The 17,677-nt window shown below is 43.5% G+C and carries 16 protein-coding genes; 7 read left to right on the top strand and 9 right to left on the bottom strand.

Going from position 1 to position 17,677, the window contains the following annotated elements; translation table 11 throughout:
• Position 1: 1 nt before the first annotated feature.
• The 4 genes from rbsA to Q5C82_RS01055 are packed head-to-tail and all read right to left on the bottom strand — an operon-like array spanning position 2 to position 3,754.
• A complete protein-coding gene (rbsA, locus tag Q5C82_RS01070) occupies positions 2-1,483 on the bottom strand; it encodes a ribose ABC transporter ATP-binding protein RbsA (RefSeq protein ID WP_003219583.1) in 1,482 nt (493 codons plus the stop codon).
• Between the two features lie 15 nt (positions 1,484-1,498).
• Positions 1,499-1,894 (bottom strand): D-ribose pyranase, encoded by a 396-nt coding sequence (rbsD, locus tag Q5C82_RS01065; protein WP_003219585.1) that lies wholly within the window; start codon positions 1,892-1,894, stop codon positions 1,499-1,501.
• Complete coding sequence (gene rbsK, locus Q5C82_RS01060) at positions 1,891-2,772, bottom strand: ribokinase (protein WP_003219587.1); 882 nt, start codon at positions 2,770-2,772, stop codon at positions 1,891-1,893. Before rbsK ends, rbsD begins: the two co-directional genes overlap by 4 nt.
• Positions 2,765-3,754 carry a LacI family DNA-binding transcriptional regulator gene (locus tag Q5C82_RS01055; protein WP_003219589.1) on the bottom strand — a complete coding sequence of 330 codons (990 nt, stop codon included), beginning with the start codon at positions 3,752-3,754 and terminating at the stop codon, positions 2,765-2,767. The genes rbsK and Q5C82_RS01055 overlap by 8 nt, the downstream gene beginning before the upstream one ends.
• Before the next feature lie 781 nt (positions 3,755-4,535).
• Between Q5C82_RS01055 and pgsB the strand changes: the two genes are divergently transcribed.
• The 5 genes from pgsB to Q5C82_RS01030 all read left to right on the top strand — a co-directional run bounded on the left by pgsB (position 4,536) and on the right by Q5C82_RS01030 (position 8,906).
• Positions 4,536-5,717, top strand: coding sequence for a poly-gamma-glutamate synthase PgsB (pgsB, locus tag Q5C82_RS01050; protein ID WP_003219593.1), 1,182 nt, complete (start codon positions 4,536-4,538; stop codon positions 5,715-5,717).
• A gap of 14 nt (positions 5,718-5,731) precedes the next feature.
• Positions 5,732-6,181, top strand: a complete 450-nt coding sequence (gene pgsC, locus Q5C82_RS01045) for a poly-gamma-glutamate biosynthesis protein PgsC (protein ID WP_003219594.1) — start codon at positions 5,732-5,734, stop codon at positions 6,179-6,181.
• 18 nt (positions 6,182-6,199) lie between these two features.
• Positions 6,200-7,342 (top strand): capsular polyglutamate synthetase PgsA, encoded by a 1,143-nt coding sequence (pgsA, locus tag Q5C82_RS01040; protein ID WP_003219596.1) that lies wholly within the window; start codon positions 6,200-6,202, stop codon positions 7,340-7,342.
• A 14-nt stretch (positions 7,343-7,356) separates the two neighbouring features.
• Positions 7,357-7,524, top strand: coding sequence for an extrachromosomal elements maintenance protein EdmS (gene edmS / locus Q5C82_RS01035; protein WP_003219598.1), 168 nt, complete (start codon positions 7,357-7,359; stop codon positions 7,522-7,524).
• A gap of 140 nt (positions 7,525-7,664) precedes the next feature.
• Entirely contained in the window at positions 7,665-8,906 is a 1,242-nt protein-coding gene (locus Q5C82_RS01030) for a C40 family peptidase (protein WP_003219600.1), read from the top strand.
• Positions 8,907-8,940: 34 nt separating this feature from the next.
• Here the strand turns inward: Q5C82_RS01030 and ywtE are convergent, their stop codons facing one another.
• Complete coding sequence (gene ywtE, locus Q5C82_RS01025; protein WP_003219601.1) at positions 8,941-9,801, bottom strand: 5-amino-6-(5-phospho-D-ribitylamino)uracil phosphatase YwtE; 861 nt, start codon at positions 9,799-9,801, stop codon at positions 8,941-8,943.
• A gap of 157 nt (positions 9,802-9,958) precedes the next feature.
• Entirely contained in the window at positions 9,959-10,927 is a 969-nt protein-coding gene (gene tagT / locus Q5C82_RS01020) for a polyisoprenyl-teichoic acid--peptidoglycan teichoic acid transferase TagT (RefSeq protein WP_003219603.1), read from the bottom strand.
• A 337-nt stretch (positions 10,928-11,264) separates the two neighbouring features.
• Between tagT and Q5C82_RS01015 the strand changes: the two genes are divergently transcribed.
• Entirely contained in the window at positions 11,265-12,638 is a 1,374-nt protein-coding gene (locus tag Q5C82_RS01015) for a sugar porter family MFS transporter (RefSeq protein ID WP_003219605.1), read from the top strand.
• A gap of 36 nt (positions 12,639-12,674) precedes the next feature.
• Here Q5C82_RS01015 and Q5C82_RS01010 read toward each other — a convergent pair whose 3' ends face one another.
• Genes Q5C82_RS01010 through Q5C82_RS01000 form a run of 3 tightly spaced genes read right to left on the bottom strand, consistent with a single transcriptional unit; the run spans position 12,675 to position 16,368 of the window.
• Positions 12,675-13,799 carry a Ger(x)C family spore germination protein gene (locus tag Q5C82_RS01010; RefSeq protein ID WP_032727385.1) on the bottom strand — a complete coding sequence of 375 codons (1,125 nt, stop codon included), beginning with the start codon at positions 13,797-13,799 and terminating at the stop codon, positions 12,675-12,677.
• Positions 13,800-13,804: 5 nt separating this feature from the next.
• Complete coding sequence (locus tag Q5C82_RS01005) at positions 13,805-14,911, bottom strand: spore germination protein (protein WP_003219608.1); 1,107 nt, start codon at positions 14,909-14,911, stop codon at positions 13,805-13,807.
• A 5-nt stretch (positions 14,912-14,916) separates the two neighbouring features.
• The gene (locus Q5C82_RS01000) at positions 14,917-16,368 is read right to left on the bottom strand and encodes a spore germination protein (RefSeq protein ID WP_003219610.1); all 1,452 of its coding nucleotides are present in this window, start codon (positions 16,366-16,368) and stop codon (positions 14,917-14,919) included.
• Positions 16,369-16,634: 266 nt separating this feature from the next.
• On the opposite strand from Q5C82_RS01000, the gene manA reads away from it, so the two are divergent.
• Positions 16,635-17,585, top strand: coding sequence for a mannose-6-phosphate isomerase, class I (manA, locus tag Q5C82_RS00995; RefSeq protein ID WP_003219613.1), 951 nt, complete (start codon positions 16,635-16,637; stop codon positions 17,583-17,585).
• Positions 17,586-17,677: the final 92 nt, after the last annotated feature.

Raw genomic sequence — 17,677 nt, 5'->3', positions numbered from 1 at the left:
ATTACCGCCCTCCCGTGGCAAGTGTCATAATTCGTTCTTGTGTTGCTTCCTGCGCATCGATTTCCCCGCTGATTCTGCCTTCATGGACAACGATAATGCGATCGCTCATCCCGAGAATTTCAGGCAGCTCTGATGACACCATAATGATGGCGACACCGCGCTCAGTCAGCTCATTCATCAGCGAATAAATCTCCCGTTTCGCGCCAACATCAACACCTCTGGTTGGCTCATCCAAAATAAGCACTTTCGGTCCGATCCCGATCCACTTGGCAATCACCACTTTTTGCTGGTTGCCTCCTGATAGATGGCGTGCGTGCGTTTCCGATGAGGCCGTTTTGATAGTGAGGCGTTTGATTAAAAGATCGACAAACTCAGCTTCCCGCTTGTGATCAATGAGACCCTTTGGAGAAAAGCTGGACAGATTGGGCAACGCAATATTCTCGCGAATTGAGGTGTCGAGCAGCAGCCCTTCATCTTTGCGGTTCTCTGTGATAAAACCGAGCCCTTTTTTCACCGCATCCTGCGGGTTCTTAATGGCTGTCTTTTTTCCAGCGATCCATATCTCACCCGAGTCCAGCCTGTCAACGCCGAACAGCGCTCTCATGATTTCTGTCCGGCCGGCTCCCATCAATCCGGAGACACCGACGATTTCACCGGAACGAATGTAAAAGCTAACATCTTCAAAACGTCCTTTGACGGAGGCGTTTTTCACCTCGAGTATTTTGTCGCCGAGAGAAGGAATGCGCTTTGGATATCGTTCAGTCAGCTCGCGTCCGACCATTTTTTTGACGACTTCATCAAAATCGGTTTCTGAGATGTTGTTTGTATCTACCGTTTGTCCGTCACGCATGACGGTGATTCTGTCGCAAATCGCAAAAATTTCTTCCATCCGATGAGAAATGTATACAATGGATACGCCATTCTTTTTTAACGCTGTAATGACCTCAAAGAGCTTGCTGATTTCCCGTTCCGTCAAAGCGGCGGTAGGCTCATCCATAATAATCACCTCAGCATTTGTCATGAGCGCTTTTGCAATTTCAATCATTTGCTGCTGACCGACGGAACACTCCCCGGCTTCTTGATCAAGAGAAAGAGAGACAGACAGTTTGTCAAATTGCTCTTTTGCTAGCGCTTTCATTTTTCTTGTTTGTAAAACTCCTAGCTTAGAGGATATCTCTTTCCCGATAAATAGATTCTCAAGAACGGTCATTTCCGGCCAGATATTCAATTCCTGATGGATAAAGGCTATTCCATGCTGCTCCGCTTCTTTCGGATTGGAAAAGTACGTTTCGTTTCCATTTATGCGGATTTGCCCTTTATCCGATTTATGCAGGCCTGTCAGTATGTTCATAAGCGTGGACTTGCCGGCGCCGTTTTCTCCCATTAATGCGTGAACCTCACCAGGCACGAGCTGAAAGGAAACACCTGACAGCACTTGGTTTTTTCCGAATGCTTTATGAATGTCTTTCATTTCAATCTGCATGTTCCATCCTCCTTTCTAGAAAAGCACACCCGCCTGCAGGATGCAGTTGGCATACGGTGTGAATTCACCTGTTCTTATAATGGCTTTTGCTTCTTTTGTCAGCAGCTTAAACTCCTCGTGAGAAAGGTATTCAATCTCCTGTTCAGAAAAAAGGTTCTCTAGAAATCTCGCATTCTCCTGATTAGATACTTTTATTTCAGCTGCAGCAATGACTTTTTCGACGACCATCTCGTTCGCGAGCACTGCAGCTGTATCTTGGAAAGCCGGAAAACCCGGCTTCAGTGAAAGATCAATTTTCAAAACACCGTCAGGAACGGGCAGCCCTGCATCCGCGATGACAATTTTATCAGTGTGGCCAAGGTCGGCTAAAAGCTTGGCAAGATGGCTGTTCAGTATGCCGTGTTTTTTCATGACAGCAGCTCCTCAACTTCTTTTCTAGTCGGCATTCCGCCTTGAGCGCCGAAGGAACAGACAGATAGGGAAGCAGCACGATTGGCAAACCGCAATGCGGCTTCAATGTCTTTTCCTTCAGCCAGAGCCACGGCAAAGCCTGCGTTAAACGTATCACCGGCTCCGGTTGTATCAACGGGTTCTACGGGGAAGGACGGGATGAGGCGCTCTTTGCTGCCGGCTGAATAGCGGACGCCTTGTTTTCCTTCCGTAATAAAGAGCTTCGCTGGATAAAGCGCCAAGGCTTCAGAAACGGTAAGACCAGGGAATAAGATCGATGCCTCGTGTTCATTCGGCGTGAGATAGGTGGCGTGATCAATTGTTTCTTGTTTCAGCGGGCGGGCCGGTGCCGGGTTGAGCATGATCGGGATATCGTGAGAATGGCAGTATCTGCACACCTCATCAACCGTTTCTTCCGGGATTTCCTGTTGAATCAGGACCATATCGACCTTTTCGATTTGATCAAGAGCGTCTATCGCATATGATGGAGTGATATCATCGTTCGCACCTTTGACAACGACGATGCTGTTATCACCTTCAGCAAGCACAATGTGGGCGGTTCCGCTTTCTTTGTGTGTAACCGGTTCCATATAGTCGGTACAAACGCCGTTTGCTTTTAAATTATCCAAAATGGCTATTCCATAATGATCATCTCCGACCTTGCCGACCATAAACACGTGGGCGCCAAGTCTGGCAGCAGCAACGGCCTGATTTGCTCCTTTACCGCCCGGCACAGTCTGAAACGACGTGCCAAGAACCGTTTCTCCGGCCTTTGGGCGTTTGTCCGAGGTGACCACCAAATCCATAGAACAGCTTCCAATCACACAAATATTACGCATCATGATCTTCCTTTCTTGTCGTCTTTCTTCTTATATAGGTGACAGGCATTTGAATCGCCGTTTCTGTCAGCGGCTGTTTTTTGATGATACGCAAAAGCAGTTTGGCCGCTTCTTTTCCCATATCATATGCGGGCTGTTTAATTGTAGACAGCGGCGGGAACAGCAGCTCGCTTTGCGGAATATCATCATAGCCGATAATTTGAATGTCTTCTGGAACGTTTCTTCTGAGCCGCAAAGCTTCATGTAAAACTGCAGCAGCTTGAATATCATTGCTCGCTATTACACCATCTGTCTCAGGATAAGCGGCAAACAGCTCCTTCGCCATCGATTGTGCATCCTTAAAAGAAAATGAAGCCGTCTCGATGACCTGAAAATCAGCTTCAGCCTGCTGTAAGATCTCCAAAGCGCCGTTAAAGCGGTCTTGAGCGGTAGGCAGGTGAGCAGGACCTCTCAAGAGCGTGATCCGCCGGCTTTTACCGTGAATGATGGCTTCGGCGGCTAATTTTCCTCCTATATAGCCGTCACTGGACACAGAAGGAGCGCCTTCAGGTGTTCTGTCCAGAAAAACGACTGGGTGATTCATGCCGCTATATTCCTCAAGATCCGGGTAATTCGTTGCGGCAATAATGCCTGCAACATGATTTTGCTTAAAGGTTTGAAGGTACTCAAGTTCTTTTTTTAATTCCTCGTCACTGTTTCCAAAAATAAGGCGATAGCCTTCCCGGTTCAATTCATCCTCCGCACCGCGGGCAAGCTGGGGGAAGAAAGGGTTTGTGATATCCGGGAGCAAAAGCCCGATCAGCCGGGATTCTCTCTTATAAAGAGATCTGGCGACTTCATTCGGGTAATAGTTCAGCTTCTCCATCGCCGCTATGACACGCGTTCGCGTTTCTTCGTGTACATAGCCGTTGTCATTCAGGACGCGGGAAACCGTCGCAACTGAAACGCCCGCCGCTCCGGCGACATCTTTAATTGTAGCCAAAACAGCTCCTCCTTGTTTATGTAACCGTTTACATAGATAGATTATCATGAGTAATCCGAAGTTGGCAATAAAAATATCAAAAGAAATCTATTGTAAATTGTATATATAATTGTGAAATTTAAGGTTTTCACTCTTTTTTTGACAAAGTCTTCACATTTCTGGATGAAGATTTCATGAACAAATATTAAGTTTTATTAAAATTGTTTCAAAGCCATGCGTTTAGACCTGTAAATGAGGAGAAACAGAAAAGACTATCAGCCCAGAAAATGTTTAATTATGTTAGAGAATTCGGACCCGTATGTTTAGCGTTTTCATAGATAGCCCCATTAGTCATTTTGGAATGGGACTAATTTTTCCACTTCCATGCAGAAAGGATGACATTATGACCTTGTTCTTAAGAAACAGGAAAAAATATTTTGTGTTCATAAGAACCGGAAACATGCATGGTAGCAGGAAAAGCTTGATATCACGGGCTGAAAAAAAGATTGATTTGAAATGCATATTAAATGCAAACACCAAGGTGTGACTATACGTCCAGAAGGATATCAGGGGAGAAATGTAAGCGCATTCCTTTTGCTTTTTAAAAAAAGAGATAAGGTGTAAGTCCTGCTGTTTTCCAAAAATAGAAAACAGTTTGTAGGTACAAAATCTCTTTCAAAAGAGAAGTTTGGCTTAGTCGATTAGGGAAGATTATGTTACATAATGCCGATTGAGAATTCATAGTGATTCTATATACTGATGAATGAATTTACAACAATATAGAAGGAGATGTCGAAAAGCAATGTGGTTACTCATTATAGCCTGTGCTGTCATACTGGTCATCGGAATATTAGAAAAACGACGACATCAAAAAAACATTGATGCCCTCCCTGTGCGAGTGAATATTAACGGCATCCGAGGAAAATCGACAGTGACAAGGCTGACAACCGGTATATTAATAGAAGCCGGTTACAAAACTGTTGGAAAAACAACAGGGACAGACGCAAGAATGATTTACTGGGACACACCGGAGGAAAAGCCGATTAAACGGAAACCTCAAGGGCCGAATATCGGAGAGCAAAAAGAAGTGATGAAAGAAACAGTAGAAAGAGGAGCTAACGCTATCGTCAGTGAATGTATGGCTGTTAATCCGGATTATCAAATCATCTTTCAGGAAGAACTTCTGCAAGCCAATATCGGCGTTATTGTGAATGTTTTAGAAGATCATATGGATGTCATGGGGCCGACGCTCGATGAAATTGCAGAAGCGTTTACTGCTACTATTCCTTATAATGGGCATCTTGTCATTACAGATAGTGAATATACCGAGTTCTTTAAACAAAAAGCAAAAGAACGAAACACAAAAGTCATCATTGCTGATAACTCAAAAATTACAGATGAATATTTGCGTAAATTTGAATACATGGTATTCCCTGATAACGCTTCTCTGGCACTGGGTGTGGCTCAAGCACTCGGCATTGACGAAGAAACAGCGTTTAAAGGAATGCTGAATGCGCCGCCAGATCCGGGAGCAATGAGAATTCTTCCGCTGATCAGTCCGAGCGAGCCTGGGCACTTTGTTAATGGGTTTGCCGCAAACGACGCTTCTTCTACTTTGAATATATGGAAACGTGTAAAAGAAATCGGTTACCCGACCGATGATCCAATCATCATCATGAATTGCCGCGCAGACCGTGTGGATCGGACACAGCAATTCGCAAATGACGTATTGCCTTATATTGAAGCAAGTGAACTGATCTTAATCGGTGAAACAACAGAACCGATCGTAAAAGCCTATGAAGAAGGCAAAATTCCTGCAGACAAACTGCATGATCTAGAGTACAAGTCAACAGAAGAAATTATGGAATTGTTAAAGAAAAGAATGCACAACCGTGTCATATATGGCGTCGGCAATATTCATGGCGCCGCAGAGCCTTTAATTGAAAAAATCCACGAATACAAGGTTAAGCAGCTCGTAAGCTAGGAGGAAATGCAGACATGTTCGGATCAGATTTATACATCGCACTAATTTTAGGTGTACTACTCAGTTTGATTTTTGCAGAAAAAACAGGGATCGTGCCGGCAGGACTGGTTGTACCGGGATATTTAGGACTTGTGTTTAATCAGCCGGTCTTTATTTTACTCGTTTTGCTAGTGAGCTTGCTCACTTATGTCATTGTGAAATACGGTTTATCCAAATTTATGATTTTGTACGGACGCAGAAAATTCGCTGCCATGCTGATCACAGGGATCGTCCTGAAAATCGCGTTTGATTCTCTATACCCGATTGTACCATTTGAAATCGCAGAATTTCGAGGAATCGGCATCATCGTGCCAGGTTTAATTGCCAATACCATTCAGAAACAAGGTTTAACCATTACGTTCGGAAGCACGCTGCTATTGAGCGGAGCGACCTTTGCTATCATGTTTGTTTACTACTTAATTTAATGTAAGGTGTGTCAAACGATGAAAAAAGAACTGAGCTTTCATGAAAAGCTGCTGAAGCTGACAAAACAGCAAAAAAAGAAAACCAATAAGCACGTATTTATTGCCATTCCGATCGTTTTTGTCCTCATGTTCGCTTTTATGTGGGCGGGAAAAGCAGAAACGCCGAAGGTCAAAACATATTCTGATGACGTTCTCTCAGCCTCATTTGTCGGCGATATTATGATGGGCCGCTATGTTGAAAGAGTCACGGAACAAAAAGGGGCAAGCAGCATTTTTCAATACGTTGAGCCTATCTTTAAAGCATCAGACTACGTAGCCGGAAACTTTGAAAACCCGGTAACCTATAAAAAGAACTATGAGGAAGCAGAAAAAGAAATTCATCTGCAGACAAACAAGGAATCAGTAAAAGTCCTGAAGGATATGAACTTCACGGTCCTTAACGGCGCGAATAACCACGCCATGGATTACGGCGCACAGGGCATGAAGGATACACTTGAAGAGTTTTCGAAACATAACCTCGATATCGTTGGGGCTGGATACAGCTTGAGCGATGCGAAAAAGAATATTTCATACCAAGAAGTAAACGGGGTAACAATCGCGACCCTTGGATTCACAGATGTATCCGGCAAAGGTTTCGCGGCTAAAAAGAATACACCGGGCGTGCTTCCCGCAGATCCGGAAATCTTTATCCCTATGATTTCAGAAGCGAAAAAACATGCAGATGTCGTTGTCGTACAGTCACACTGGGGACAAGAATATGACAATGATCCAAACGACCGTCAGCGTCAGCTTGCAAGAGCTATGTCTGATGCGGGAGCTGATATCATTGTCGGCCATCACCCGCACGTTCTAGAACCGATTGAAGTATATAACGGAACCGTCATTTTCTACAGCCTCGGCAACTTTGTTTTTGACCAAGGCTGGACAAGAACGAGAGACAGTGCACTGGTTCAGTATCACCTGAAGAAAAACGGAACAGGCCACTTTGAAGTGACGCCGATTGATATCCATGAAGCGACGCCTGCACCGGTGAAAAAAGGAAGCCTGAAACAAAAAACGATTATTCGCGAACTCACGAAAGATTCTAATTTCGCATGGGAAGTAGAAGACGGAAAACTGACGTTTGATGTTGATCATAGCGATAAACTAAAATCTAAATAATCGGAGTGATAAAGATGAAATTTGTCAAAGCCATCTGGCCGTTTGTTGCCGTAGCTATCGTGTTCATGTTTATGTCAGCTTTTAAATTCAATGATCAGCTGACAGATCAGGAAAAACAGAAGATTGATACGGAAATCCACAAAATCCAACAGCAGGAAGAACCGGCAAATACTAATAAATAATTCAAAAAAGAGAGTGTCTGATGAGGCATTCTCTTTTTATTTGCCCAGCATATTCATTCTGTAAAAATATCAAAAAGTCTCTTCATATATTCAAAAAAATACCGATGTTAAAACTGCAAACAGAGGAGGAGATAATAAAAGTGAAGACACTGGCAAACTGGAAGAAGTTTTTGCTTGTGGCGGTTATCATTAGTTTTTCGGGTTCAATTATCACAAAAGCGGAGATTGCGGAGGCTGATATGACATCTGAACTGATGATCAGCGAAGCAAAAAAACTGCTTGGATATCAGTATAAATACGGCGGTGAAACGCCGAAAGAGGGATTTGATCCTTCGGGGTTAATTCAATATGTTTTCAGTAAGGCTGATATTCATCTGCCGAGATCTGTGAACGATCAGTATAAAGTCGGAACGGCCGTAAAGCCGGAAGACCTGAAGCCGGGCGATATTTTGTTTTTCAAGAAAGAGGGAAGCAGCGGGACAACTCCGACACATGACGCTCTTTATATCGGAGACGGCCAAATGATTCACAGTACGCAATCAAAAGGGGTTATCATTACCAATTACGCAAAAAGCAGCTATTGGAGCGGCACTTATATCGGGGCGAGACGAATCGCAGCCGATCCGGCAACCGCTGATGTTTCTGTCGTACGGGAGGCCGAAAAATATATTGGCATTCCATATGTGTTTGGCGGAAGCACACCGTCAGAGGGCTTTGATTGCTCAGGGCTCGTCCAATATGTGTTTCAACAGGCACTCGGCATTTATCTGCCGCGATCAGCCGAACAGCAGTGGGCAGTAGGTGAGAAGGTGGCACCTCAGAACATAAAGCCTGGTGATGTCGTCTATTTTAGCAATACGTATAAATCGGGAATTTCACATGCAGGGATTTATGCAGGCGGAGGAAGGTTTATTCAGGCAAGCCGGTCAGAAAAAGTAACCATTTCCTACTTGTCAGAGGATTATTGGAAATCGAAGATGACAGGCATTCGCCGATTTAACAACCTGACAATCCCGAAAGAAAATCCGATTGTGTCTGAGGCGACACTTTATATCGGAGAAGTTCCTTACAAACAGGGCGGAGTGTCTCCAGAGACAGGATTTGATACAGCTGGATTTGTCCAGTATGTATACCAGAAAGCAGCCGGTATTTCCCTGCCTCGATACGCAACAAGCCAATTCAAAGCCGGAACTAAGATTGAGAAAGCAGACCTGAAACCGGGAGACATTGTGTTCTTCCAATCAACAAGCCTAAATCCGGCCATCTATATCGGAAATGGACAAGTTGTTCATGTCACATTATCAAACGGTGTGACCATTACCAATATGAACACGAGCACGTATTGGAAAGATAAATATGCGGGAAGTATACGGGTGCAATAAAAGACAAAGACTCCAGAATCTCTGGAGTCTTTTTTTATGCATATTGGCCGGAAAGGAGCTGGTCTATAAAGTAGGCCACACCATGTTCGTCATTGCTTTTTGTGACAAAGGTGCTTTTTTCTTTTAATTCATCGATCGCATTTTCCATGGCGATACGGTGTCCGGCGACTTCAAACATGGACAAATCGTTCGGACTGTCACCGATCGCATAGATATCCTGTGTTTCAATTCCGTATATTTCAGCCAGCTCTGTCAGCGCGCGTCCTTTTCCTGAAGAGGCCGGCAGGATTTCGATAATGTGTTTTCCAGAAGAGGTTTGCGCCAGTTTTTTATGATGCTTCAGCTCTTCCTTCGCTTGTCTCAGCTTGTCCATATCAAAGGAGAAACAAAGAAGCTTATAAATGTTTTCACTGCCGTCAAAAACTGATTCGATATGAGGGATCGGTTTAATGCCAAACTGCTTGAACTGAGTCATGGCTCCTTGCCACAGTTCATCCGTCTTCTCGTTTGGATTTGCACTCTTTAGAATATCAAGCTCCGCATGCAGCTTAGCTTCGCCGTCAAAAGGAGAAAGCAGATGGTCATCTGTATATACCTCAAAGTAAATATTTTTTGACAGTAAGTAATCAGCGATCGCTTTACCGGCCTCCTGATCCATTAATGTCCGGCTGATCAGGCGGTAACCCTTGTCATGAACCGTACCGCCATTTGCCGCAATGATAGGGATATCTAAGTCTTCCAGCAGCGCTTTTACATCAAATGTCGCTCTTCCCGTGCAAATGGTGACGAGGATACCGGCATCAACGGCCCGCTTGATCGCCGCTCTGTTTTCAGCAGAAATGACGCTCTCTTTATTCAGTAATGTACCGTCTAAATCAATCGCAATTAATTTCATATGTAGGGGGAACCTCCTTAAAAATGAAGCTGCTTCGTGTAGTATGTTCAGCTTTTCTATGAAACATAATCCTTATAAACCAAGGCTAAACGTTACTTTGATTATTTTCAACAAGAAAATATGTAAAAAGGGATGGCGTAAATCGCCATCCCTTTCATTATACACCTAAATCGTTTTGCAGCTCTTCTTTAACTTCCTGCAGTTTTTGCTGATTCAATTTTAAATAATAAACGCCGGAAGGTTCATAATCATAACCCGTCAGCTGAATAGAATCAACTGATTTCAATGAAGTGAGGAACGGGAACAAGCCGATGGCATCTTTAAGAGATAAGTTCATTTTCAGATTTTTCCCCATCGTATCCACAATATCATCATAAGCCGGGATTGAGCTCAGTGATTTTGATTTTTCCAGAATGGCGCTCAGTACTTCCATTTGTCTTTGTCCCCGCAAAAGGTCACTGTCCGCTTTGCGTGTTCTTACGTAAGCGAGTGCTTCTTCTCCATCAAGCGTATGTGTTCCCTTTTGAAGAACCACTTTACCTTTTGTATCTTTTTTGATTTGCTGAATGACTTTATCGCTTTTTACCGTTACTTTGACGCCATTCAGCTGGTTTACGACGTCTTCAAAAGCTGTGAAATTGCTTTCGACGACATAATCGACGGGAATATCGAGCATTTCCTCAACTGTTTTCACAGTAAGGTCAACGCCGCCGTAGGCATGAGCATGTGTAAATTTATCATAGCCATGGCCTGGTATGTTTACATAGGCATCACGCGGAATACTCAGCATTTTAGCTGTTTTTTCTTTCCGGTTAAATGTAACCAGCACATTCGCGTCACTTCTAGCCTGATCGACAGTTTCGCCGTTTTCCTCTCTGGCATCAATTCCTAAGAGCAATACAGAGAAAGAATCTTTTCCGGGATCAAATTCTTTAATCCGTTTTACTGATTGTTCTCCGCGTGCAAGGTTAACGTGAGCCTCTTTAGAAGCATTGTTTAGTTTTACATAAGCATAGGTGCCGACAGATCCTGCCGCAATGATTAAAAAAGCCATCAAACCGGCAACGATTTTCACCCATTTTCTAAGTCTTCTCTTTTTCTTTCTGCGGTGTGTTCGTTCTTCCATATCAATACCTCTCGTTTCTTTAATATTTGAAGAGTACCATTTATTTTGCCATGGGGCAACTCCTGGATAGACATTTTTCGATAAATATTCCTATATTTATAAATTTATAAGTTTCTGTTGTTGAAAATAGATATTTTTAATGTGCTGAATCACCTTATATTGGACGCCGCAGCAGATAAAATGTTTCGACGACGTTGAAAAAAATACAAGTAAATGATTGGAAACTCATGATCAGCCAGAATGAAAAGGTTTAATAGCCAGAAAAAAAGGCTAAAAGATTTCTAAAAAACTCCACAGCTGGAATGATTGCAACTGATGGAGAAAGGGAGTCATTTTTATGAAAAAGCAGTCCAATATATGGCTTTATTTTTTCGGCGCTCTTGGAGGCGCGTTATACGGCTATGATACCGGAGTGATTTCCGGAGCTATTTTATTTATGAAAAAGGACTTAGGCTTGAATGCCTTTACGGAAGGACTTGTTGTCAGCTCCTTATTGGTTGGGGCGATATTAGGCTCAGGAGCGGCCGGCAAGCTAACTGACCGTTTCGGAAGAAAAAAAGCGATTATGGCGGCCGCGCTGCTGTTTTGTATAGGAGGTCTGGGTGTGGCGCTCGCCCCGAATACGGGAGTCATGGTGCTGTTTCGCATCATTTTGGGACTTGCAGTCGGAACATCGACGACGATCGTGCCGCTCTATTTATCTGAACTCGCTCCAAAACATAAGCGCGGGGCGCTGTCATCTCTGAATCAGCTGATGATCACGGTCGGCATCCTTCTATCTTACATTGTCAATTATATATTTGCCGATGCCGAAGCGTGGCGCTGGATGCTTGGATTGGCTGCTGTGCCATCGCTGCTTTTGCTCATTGGCATTTTGTTCATGCCCGAGAGTCCGCGCTGGCTGTTTACGAATGGCGAAGAAAATAAAGCGAAAAAGGTTCTCGAAAAATTGCGTGGCACAAAAGATATTGATCAGGAAATACATGATATTCAAGAAGCGGAAAAGCAGGATGAAGGCGGCCTGAAGGAGCTGTTCGATCCATGGGTGCGTCCCGCTCTGATTGCCGGCCTGGGACTGGCGTTTCTGCAGCAATTTATCGGAACAAATACGATCATCTATTATGCGCCAAAGACCTTTACAAACGTCGGATTCGGAAACTCTGCATCGATTTTAGGAACGGTCGGAATCGGCACAGTCAATGTTCTCATGACGTTAATAGCGATTAAAATCATCGACAAGATCGGAAGAAAGCCGCTATTGTTATTCGGGAATGCCGGGATGGTGATCAGCTTAATCGTTCTCGCGCTGGTGAATCTCTTTTTCGATAATACCGCGGCTGCCTCATGGACGACTGTCATTTGCCTAGGTGTGTTTATCGTTGTCTTTGCGGTCAGCTGGGGCCCGGTTGTCTGGGTGATGCTTCCTGAATTGTTCCCGCTCCATGTCAGAGGAATCGGTACCGGTGTATCGACTTTGATGCTGCACGTTGGGACACTGATTGTTTCACTCACCTATCCAATATTAATGGAAGCGATCGGTATCAGTTATTTATTCCTGATTTATGCCGCGATCGGTATCATGGCGTTCTTATTTGTCCGGTTTAAAGTGACAGAGACGAAGGGAAAAAGCCTTGAAGAAATTGAGCAAGATTTAAGGGACAAAAACGGACAGGGAGGATCTGCCGGAAAACAGCAGACTGTCCAAACATAAAAAAGGGTGCGCGAGCATGCGCACCCTTTTGAATGCTCACTGTCCTACTGTGCCGAAGTTAACGATTTTGAAAGAAATATCGTATTTAAAATCAGCATCAGAAAATATGTCATCCCAATGTCCTTTTACTTTATGCCAGTATTCAGGGTGTTGAATCCGGATGTAATCCGATAAAAAGATCGGATCGCTTTTATACTCATGCTGCAGTTTATCCATAACCTTCTTTACATCGCGTTCAAGCTTTTTCTCAAAAATGTTCTCAATCCTGTGCAAATAGCTTTTACGAAAGGAATTTTCATTCGGATTTTGGTCTTCTGTCAGGATACCCTTTGTTTTGACAGAAATCTGAAAGACAGGCTTTCCGTTTTCAATCGCCGGCTTGATTTTAGATTTCGATTTTTTAATCTCAAATGTAATCGGATGTCCTTTATCTGTCGTCGGCATGACGCCTCCTTGGATCGTCCCCATGACCCATGTCAGTGTCTGGATTTCATTAGCTGAAAGAAATCCAACGAGTTTATTACTGCCGCTTTTGATAATGCCTGCTCCGTCATACTTTGCTTTTCCCTTTTGGTTACTAATGGCTTGAATGAGAAAACTGTAGCCATTTTGGCAATAGATAGAGGCCCTGCCGATGCGAAGCGGCATCATAATCTTCCCGTTATACCCGCTGTTATTGGTCAGTTCAATCAGCTTTTCGGAAGGCATCGTCTGCTGCTGCTTCGGACTTCCTTTCGTAAAAACATCTCCGGCTTTCCCTCTGGCAGCCATCAAATAGCTGCTGCGCCGCAGCTCATCATCCCGGATGAAATGGTTGAAGACCTGATCAATGTTTTGATTCCTCATTAGCTTTTCTCCCAAAAGAATGACTTTTAAATGGTCGCTATAGATAGGAGGGTCCTTGATGGATACATCACTGACTGCTTCTAAAATGGTTTTCCCGTAGGACGTCACATTGACAAATTCGGGTTTTCCGGATGCTTGGCTGTCTTCACTTTGGGGAAGAAGGTTTTGATACGTTAATTTATACTGATGGTCATCAGTTTCATCGATCGCAAGTCCTCTGGCAAAAGACAGTTTTTCAATATCTTTGACATCCCAACATCCGCAGAGCATCTGCAGCATCAGAACCATTGCTGCAAGCTTCATCATTGTCTTCATTGTCTTCATTGCAGCTGATCCCTCCCCAGTTTTTTCTGTACCCAGCTTAAAAACCAGATAAGAAATGGTATTGCAATGACACCTAGGAATACATAACCGAGAAGTGTACCGTAATAAAACACGGCATTAAGATCTTCAGGAAACATTGATAGAAAAAATGTAACAGCCAGCAATGCAGTAAGCAGCCATGGATTGTTTTTATTTTTTAAGTGAAAGATATCTGTTAATCCGATATGCGCCCCTTTAAAGGAGCCAAGCATACATGCAAATTGCTGGGCTGTCCAAGTTAACTGTAAAAACAGGTCAAATCGTTCAATAAAAATCCCTGGAATTTCTAAGGCGTGAATGAGTGAAATGGTCGGCCACGTCACTGTTTTTGCCTCAGCCACACTCATGCATCCAATGACCATAAACAAAGTAATGCTATAGAAAACAGTCGAGGTTGCAATGCCTAAAGCGACAGCTTTTTTTACCTGCTTGGGATCTTTCATGAAGGGAATGAGATAAAAAATGACTTCAAATCCTGAAAAATATAAAAGAGTTTTAGGAAATAAAGAGAAAAAACTTCGATAGCCGCCTTCAAATACAGGCCGGATAAAGTCCAGTTGAAATAACCGAGAGCTAAACATCAGAAGCATAAGGAAAATAATAATAGTGATAGGAAAGATATACGCATATACCTTCGCAATGGGGTAAACGCCCCCGGCCACATGATAGATGGCAACCGCCAGAAAAATAAACACGACAACTGCCATCGGAGTGTTTTTTAAAAGAAAAAATCCGACAACCTCACCCAAAACTCGTGCTTGAAAGCATACGATACCGATAAAATAAATGGAAATAAATACATTCAAAAAGAAACCGATCAATTTTCCGGCTGCAATGCTGTTGAGCTCAAAAATTGTTCTCTCGCTGTTTCGTTGAAGAAAAGGTAAAAAAAGCAGTGCAAAAATAATAAAAATAACGCCCTGCAGCAGGATCATGATCCATCCGATTGGACTGTCCGTTTCAGCGGCTGAGCGGGGAAGGGTTAAGACACCGGCACCGATCATTGTACTGCTTACCATAATAAGCGTCTGCATAAATGTAAGCTTGTCCTCTGATTGCCTCATAGCCATCACCTTTGTCTGATTTTATCTTTTGTGCCTTTGCGGGTAGGTCTTCTTTTTAAAAATATGGTAGGGACGCGAATCACGGTGTCCTTTAAATCTTGTCCGGGCTGTGCCATTATCGGAATAATGTAATCCTGGCCAAAGCTTTTCAAACGCATTAAATGGCCAATTACTAACAGAAAGACCATGATGACGCCATACATGCCCAACACTGCTGCACTTAACATTGCCGCGATACGAATAATCCGCAGCGGGAAGTTATAAGCGTATGATGGAACGGTAAAGGATGCCAATGCGGTAATGGATACAACAATGACCATTAGTGCGCTGACGATTTGGCCTTGTACGGCTACTTGTCCGATAACAACCCCTCCGACAAAGCCAATCGTCTGTCCGATCGGCTTTGGGAGCCTTAACCCGGCTTCCCTGATCAGTTCTATCGTAAATATCATATTAAAGGCTTCAACAAAAGGCGGGAAAGGGACATTCAGCCTGCTGCCTGCAATCGAAATGGCCATTCTTGTCGGCAAAAGCCCGGTATGGTAGGTAACGAGAGAAATATATAAGCCAGGCAAATAAATGGTAATCAGAATGCTCGTATAGCGAATCAAACGAATAAGAGACATTGGAATCCAGCGCTGGTTGTAATCATCCGGTGAATGAATAAATTCATCAACCGTTGCCGGTACAATCAATGCAAATGGCGTACCATCTACTAAAATCGAAACCCGTCCTTCTAACAACGAGCTTTCTACACGATCAGGGCGTTCTGTGCTTAATATTGTGGGAAAGACGGAAAAAGGTTCATCCTCAATGAGCTGTTCAATTGAGCCAGATTCGGGCACATCATCTGTCATGATGGACTTTAGCCGCTTAAACACTTCTTTTACGACATAATCAGGAGCAATATCCTGAATATAAGCGACAGCTACCTTTTTTTTCGTCCTTTTGCCGATGGTCATTTCTTTTATGACGAGATTAGGGTCACTCGTCCGCTCCCGCAAAAGTGCTGTGTTTGTCCGCAGTTTTTCAATAAAGCCAATCTTTGGCCCCCGTTCCAAGACTTCAGATGTAGGCTCTTCAAGGTTGCGCGACTTTAATGTTTTTGTATCAAATGCCAATCCTCCGTCGTAACCGTCTGCGAGCAAAACCGCTTGGCCCGAAAAAACAAGCTGCTGAATTTCGTTTATTGAAGAAACAACGCTGTGGCGATAGCCGAAAAAAAAAGCGGATAAATCTTCGATCAGGCCTTCTTTTTTGGCTAACGCATCTCTTTGTAATGGAGAAATGACGTATTGCGCCAGAAGCTTATTTTCTGTCAAACCGTCAATATACAACAGGCACGCCCTCTGTCTGCTGTCTCCAAAAGAAAACGTATAAAATATGATATCGTCATTTTGCCCCAATTTTTTTTTCAATGTTTCTATATTGTGCTGGAGATCAGAGTCGATTTGCATAGTTTCTCTCCCCTTTATAAAACAGATTGACGGTTTTTCTTAATTTGTATCAAAAAAGGAGAATTATTCTTCATAAGGAAAAGGCTGAAACAAACCTTCTATTGAAAGTGATATAATAAAAAGGAAGCGTTTTCTCAAAAGGGGTCATTGATACATAATGCTTTGTACATATGTTGTCATAGGAAAAAGACAGCTTATCCGGCGTTTGTAAGGGGAGCGCACCGGGAAAATAATGATCAGCTATTTACAGGGGAGGGGTACGGATCATGACGCAATCACCGATTTTTCTAACGCCTGTGTTTAAAGAAAAAATCTGGGGCGGCACCGCTTTACGAGATATATTTGGATACGGTATTCCTTCAGAAACAACAGGGGAATGCTGGGCCATTTCAGCTCATCCAAAAGGACCGAGCACAATTACGAATGGCCCGTATAAGGGAAAGACACTGACTGAGCTGTGGGATGAGCATCGGGAAGTATTCGGCTGCGTGGAGGGGGAGCGATTTCCGCTTCTGACAAAGCTGCTGGACGTGAAGGAAGATATGTCAATTAAAGTTCACCCTGATGATTACTATGCCGGAGAAAACGAAGAGGGAGAACTCGGCAAGACGGAATGCTGGTACATTATCGACTGTAAGGAAAACGCGGAGATTATCTACGGGCATACAGCCCGCTCAAAAACCGAACTTGTCACAATGATCAACAGCGGTGACTGGGAAGGCCTGCTGCGAAGAATCAAAATTAAACCGGGTGATTTCTATTATGTGCCTAGCGGAACGCTGCACGCATTGTGCAAGGGTGCACTTGTTTTAGAGACCCAGCAAAATTCAGATGCCACATACCGGGTGTACGATTATGACCGGCTTGATAACAATGGGAGTCCGAGAGAGCTTCATTTTGCCAAAGCGGTCAATGCGGCCACGGTACCTCATGTGGACGGGTATATAGATGAATCGACCGAATCAAGAAAAGGAATAACCATTAAAACGTTTGTCCAAGGGGAATATTTTTCGGTATATAAATGGGACATAAATGGCGAGGCTGAACTATCTCAGGATGAATCCTTCCTGCTATGCAGCGTGATAGAAGGAAGTGGTTTGCTGATGTATGAAGACGAAACATGTCCGCTCAAAAAAGGCGATCACTTTATGTTGCCGGCTCAAATGCCCGATTTTACAATTAAAGGAACCTGTACACTTATCGTGTCTCACATTTAACTTAATTTCACTTTGGGATTAAGTTTTTTTATTAAAAAATGGAAGTGATTCACCTATAAATGAAGCATATGCGTGCCGATAAATAAACTAGT

It is taken from the genome of uncultured Bacillus sp., assembly GCF_958411575.1.
Classification (GTDB): Bacteria; Bacillota; Bacilli; order Bacillales; family Bacillaceae; genus Bacillus; species Bacillus spizizenii.
This window is presented reverse-complemented; position numbering and strand designations above follow the sequence as displayed.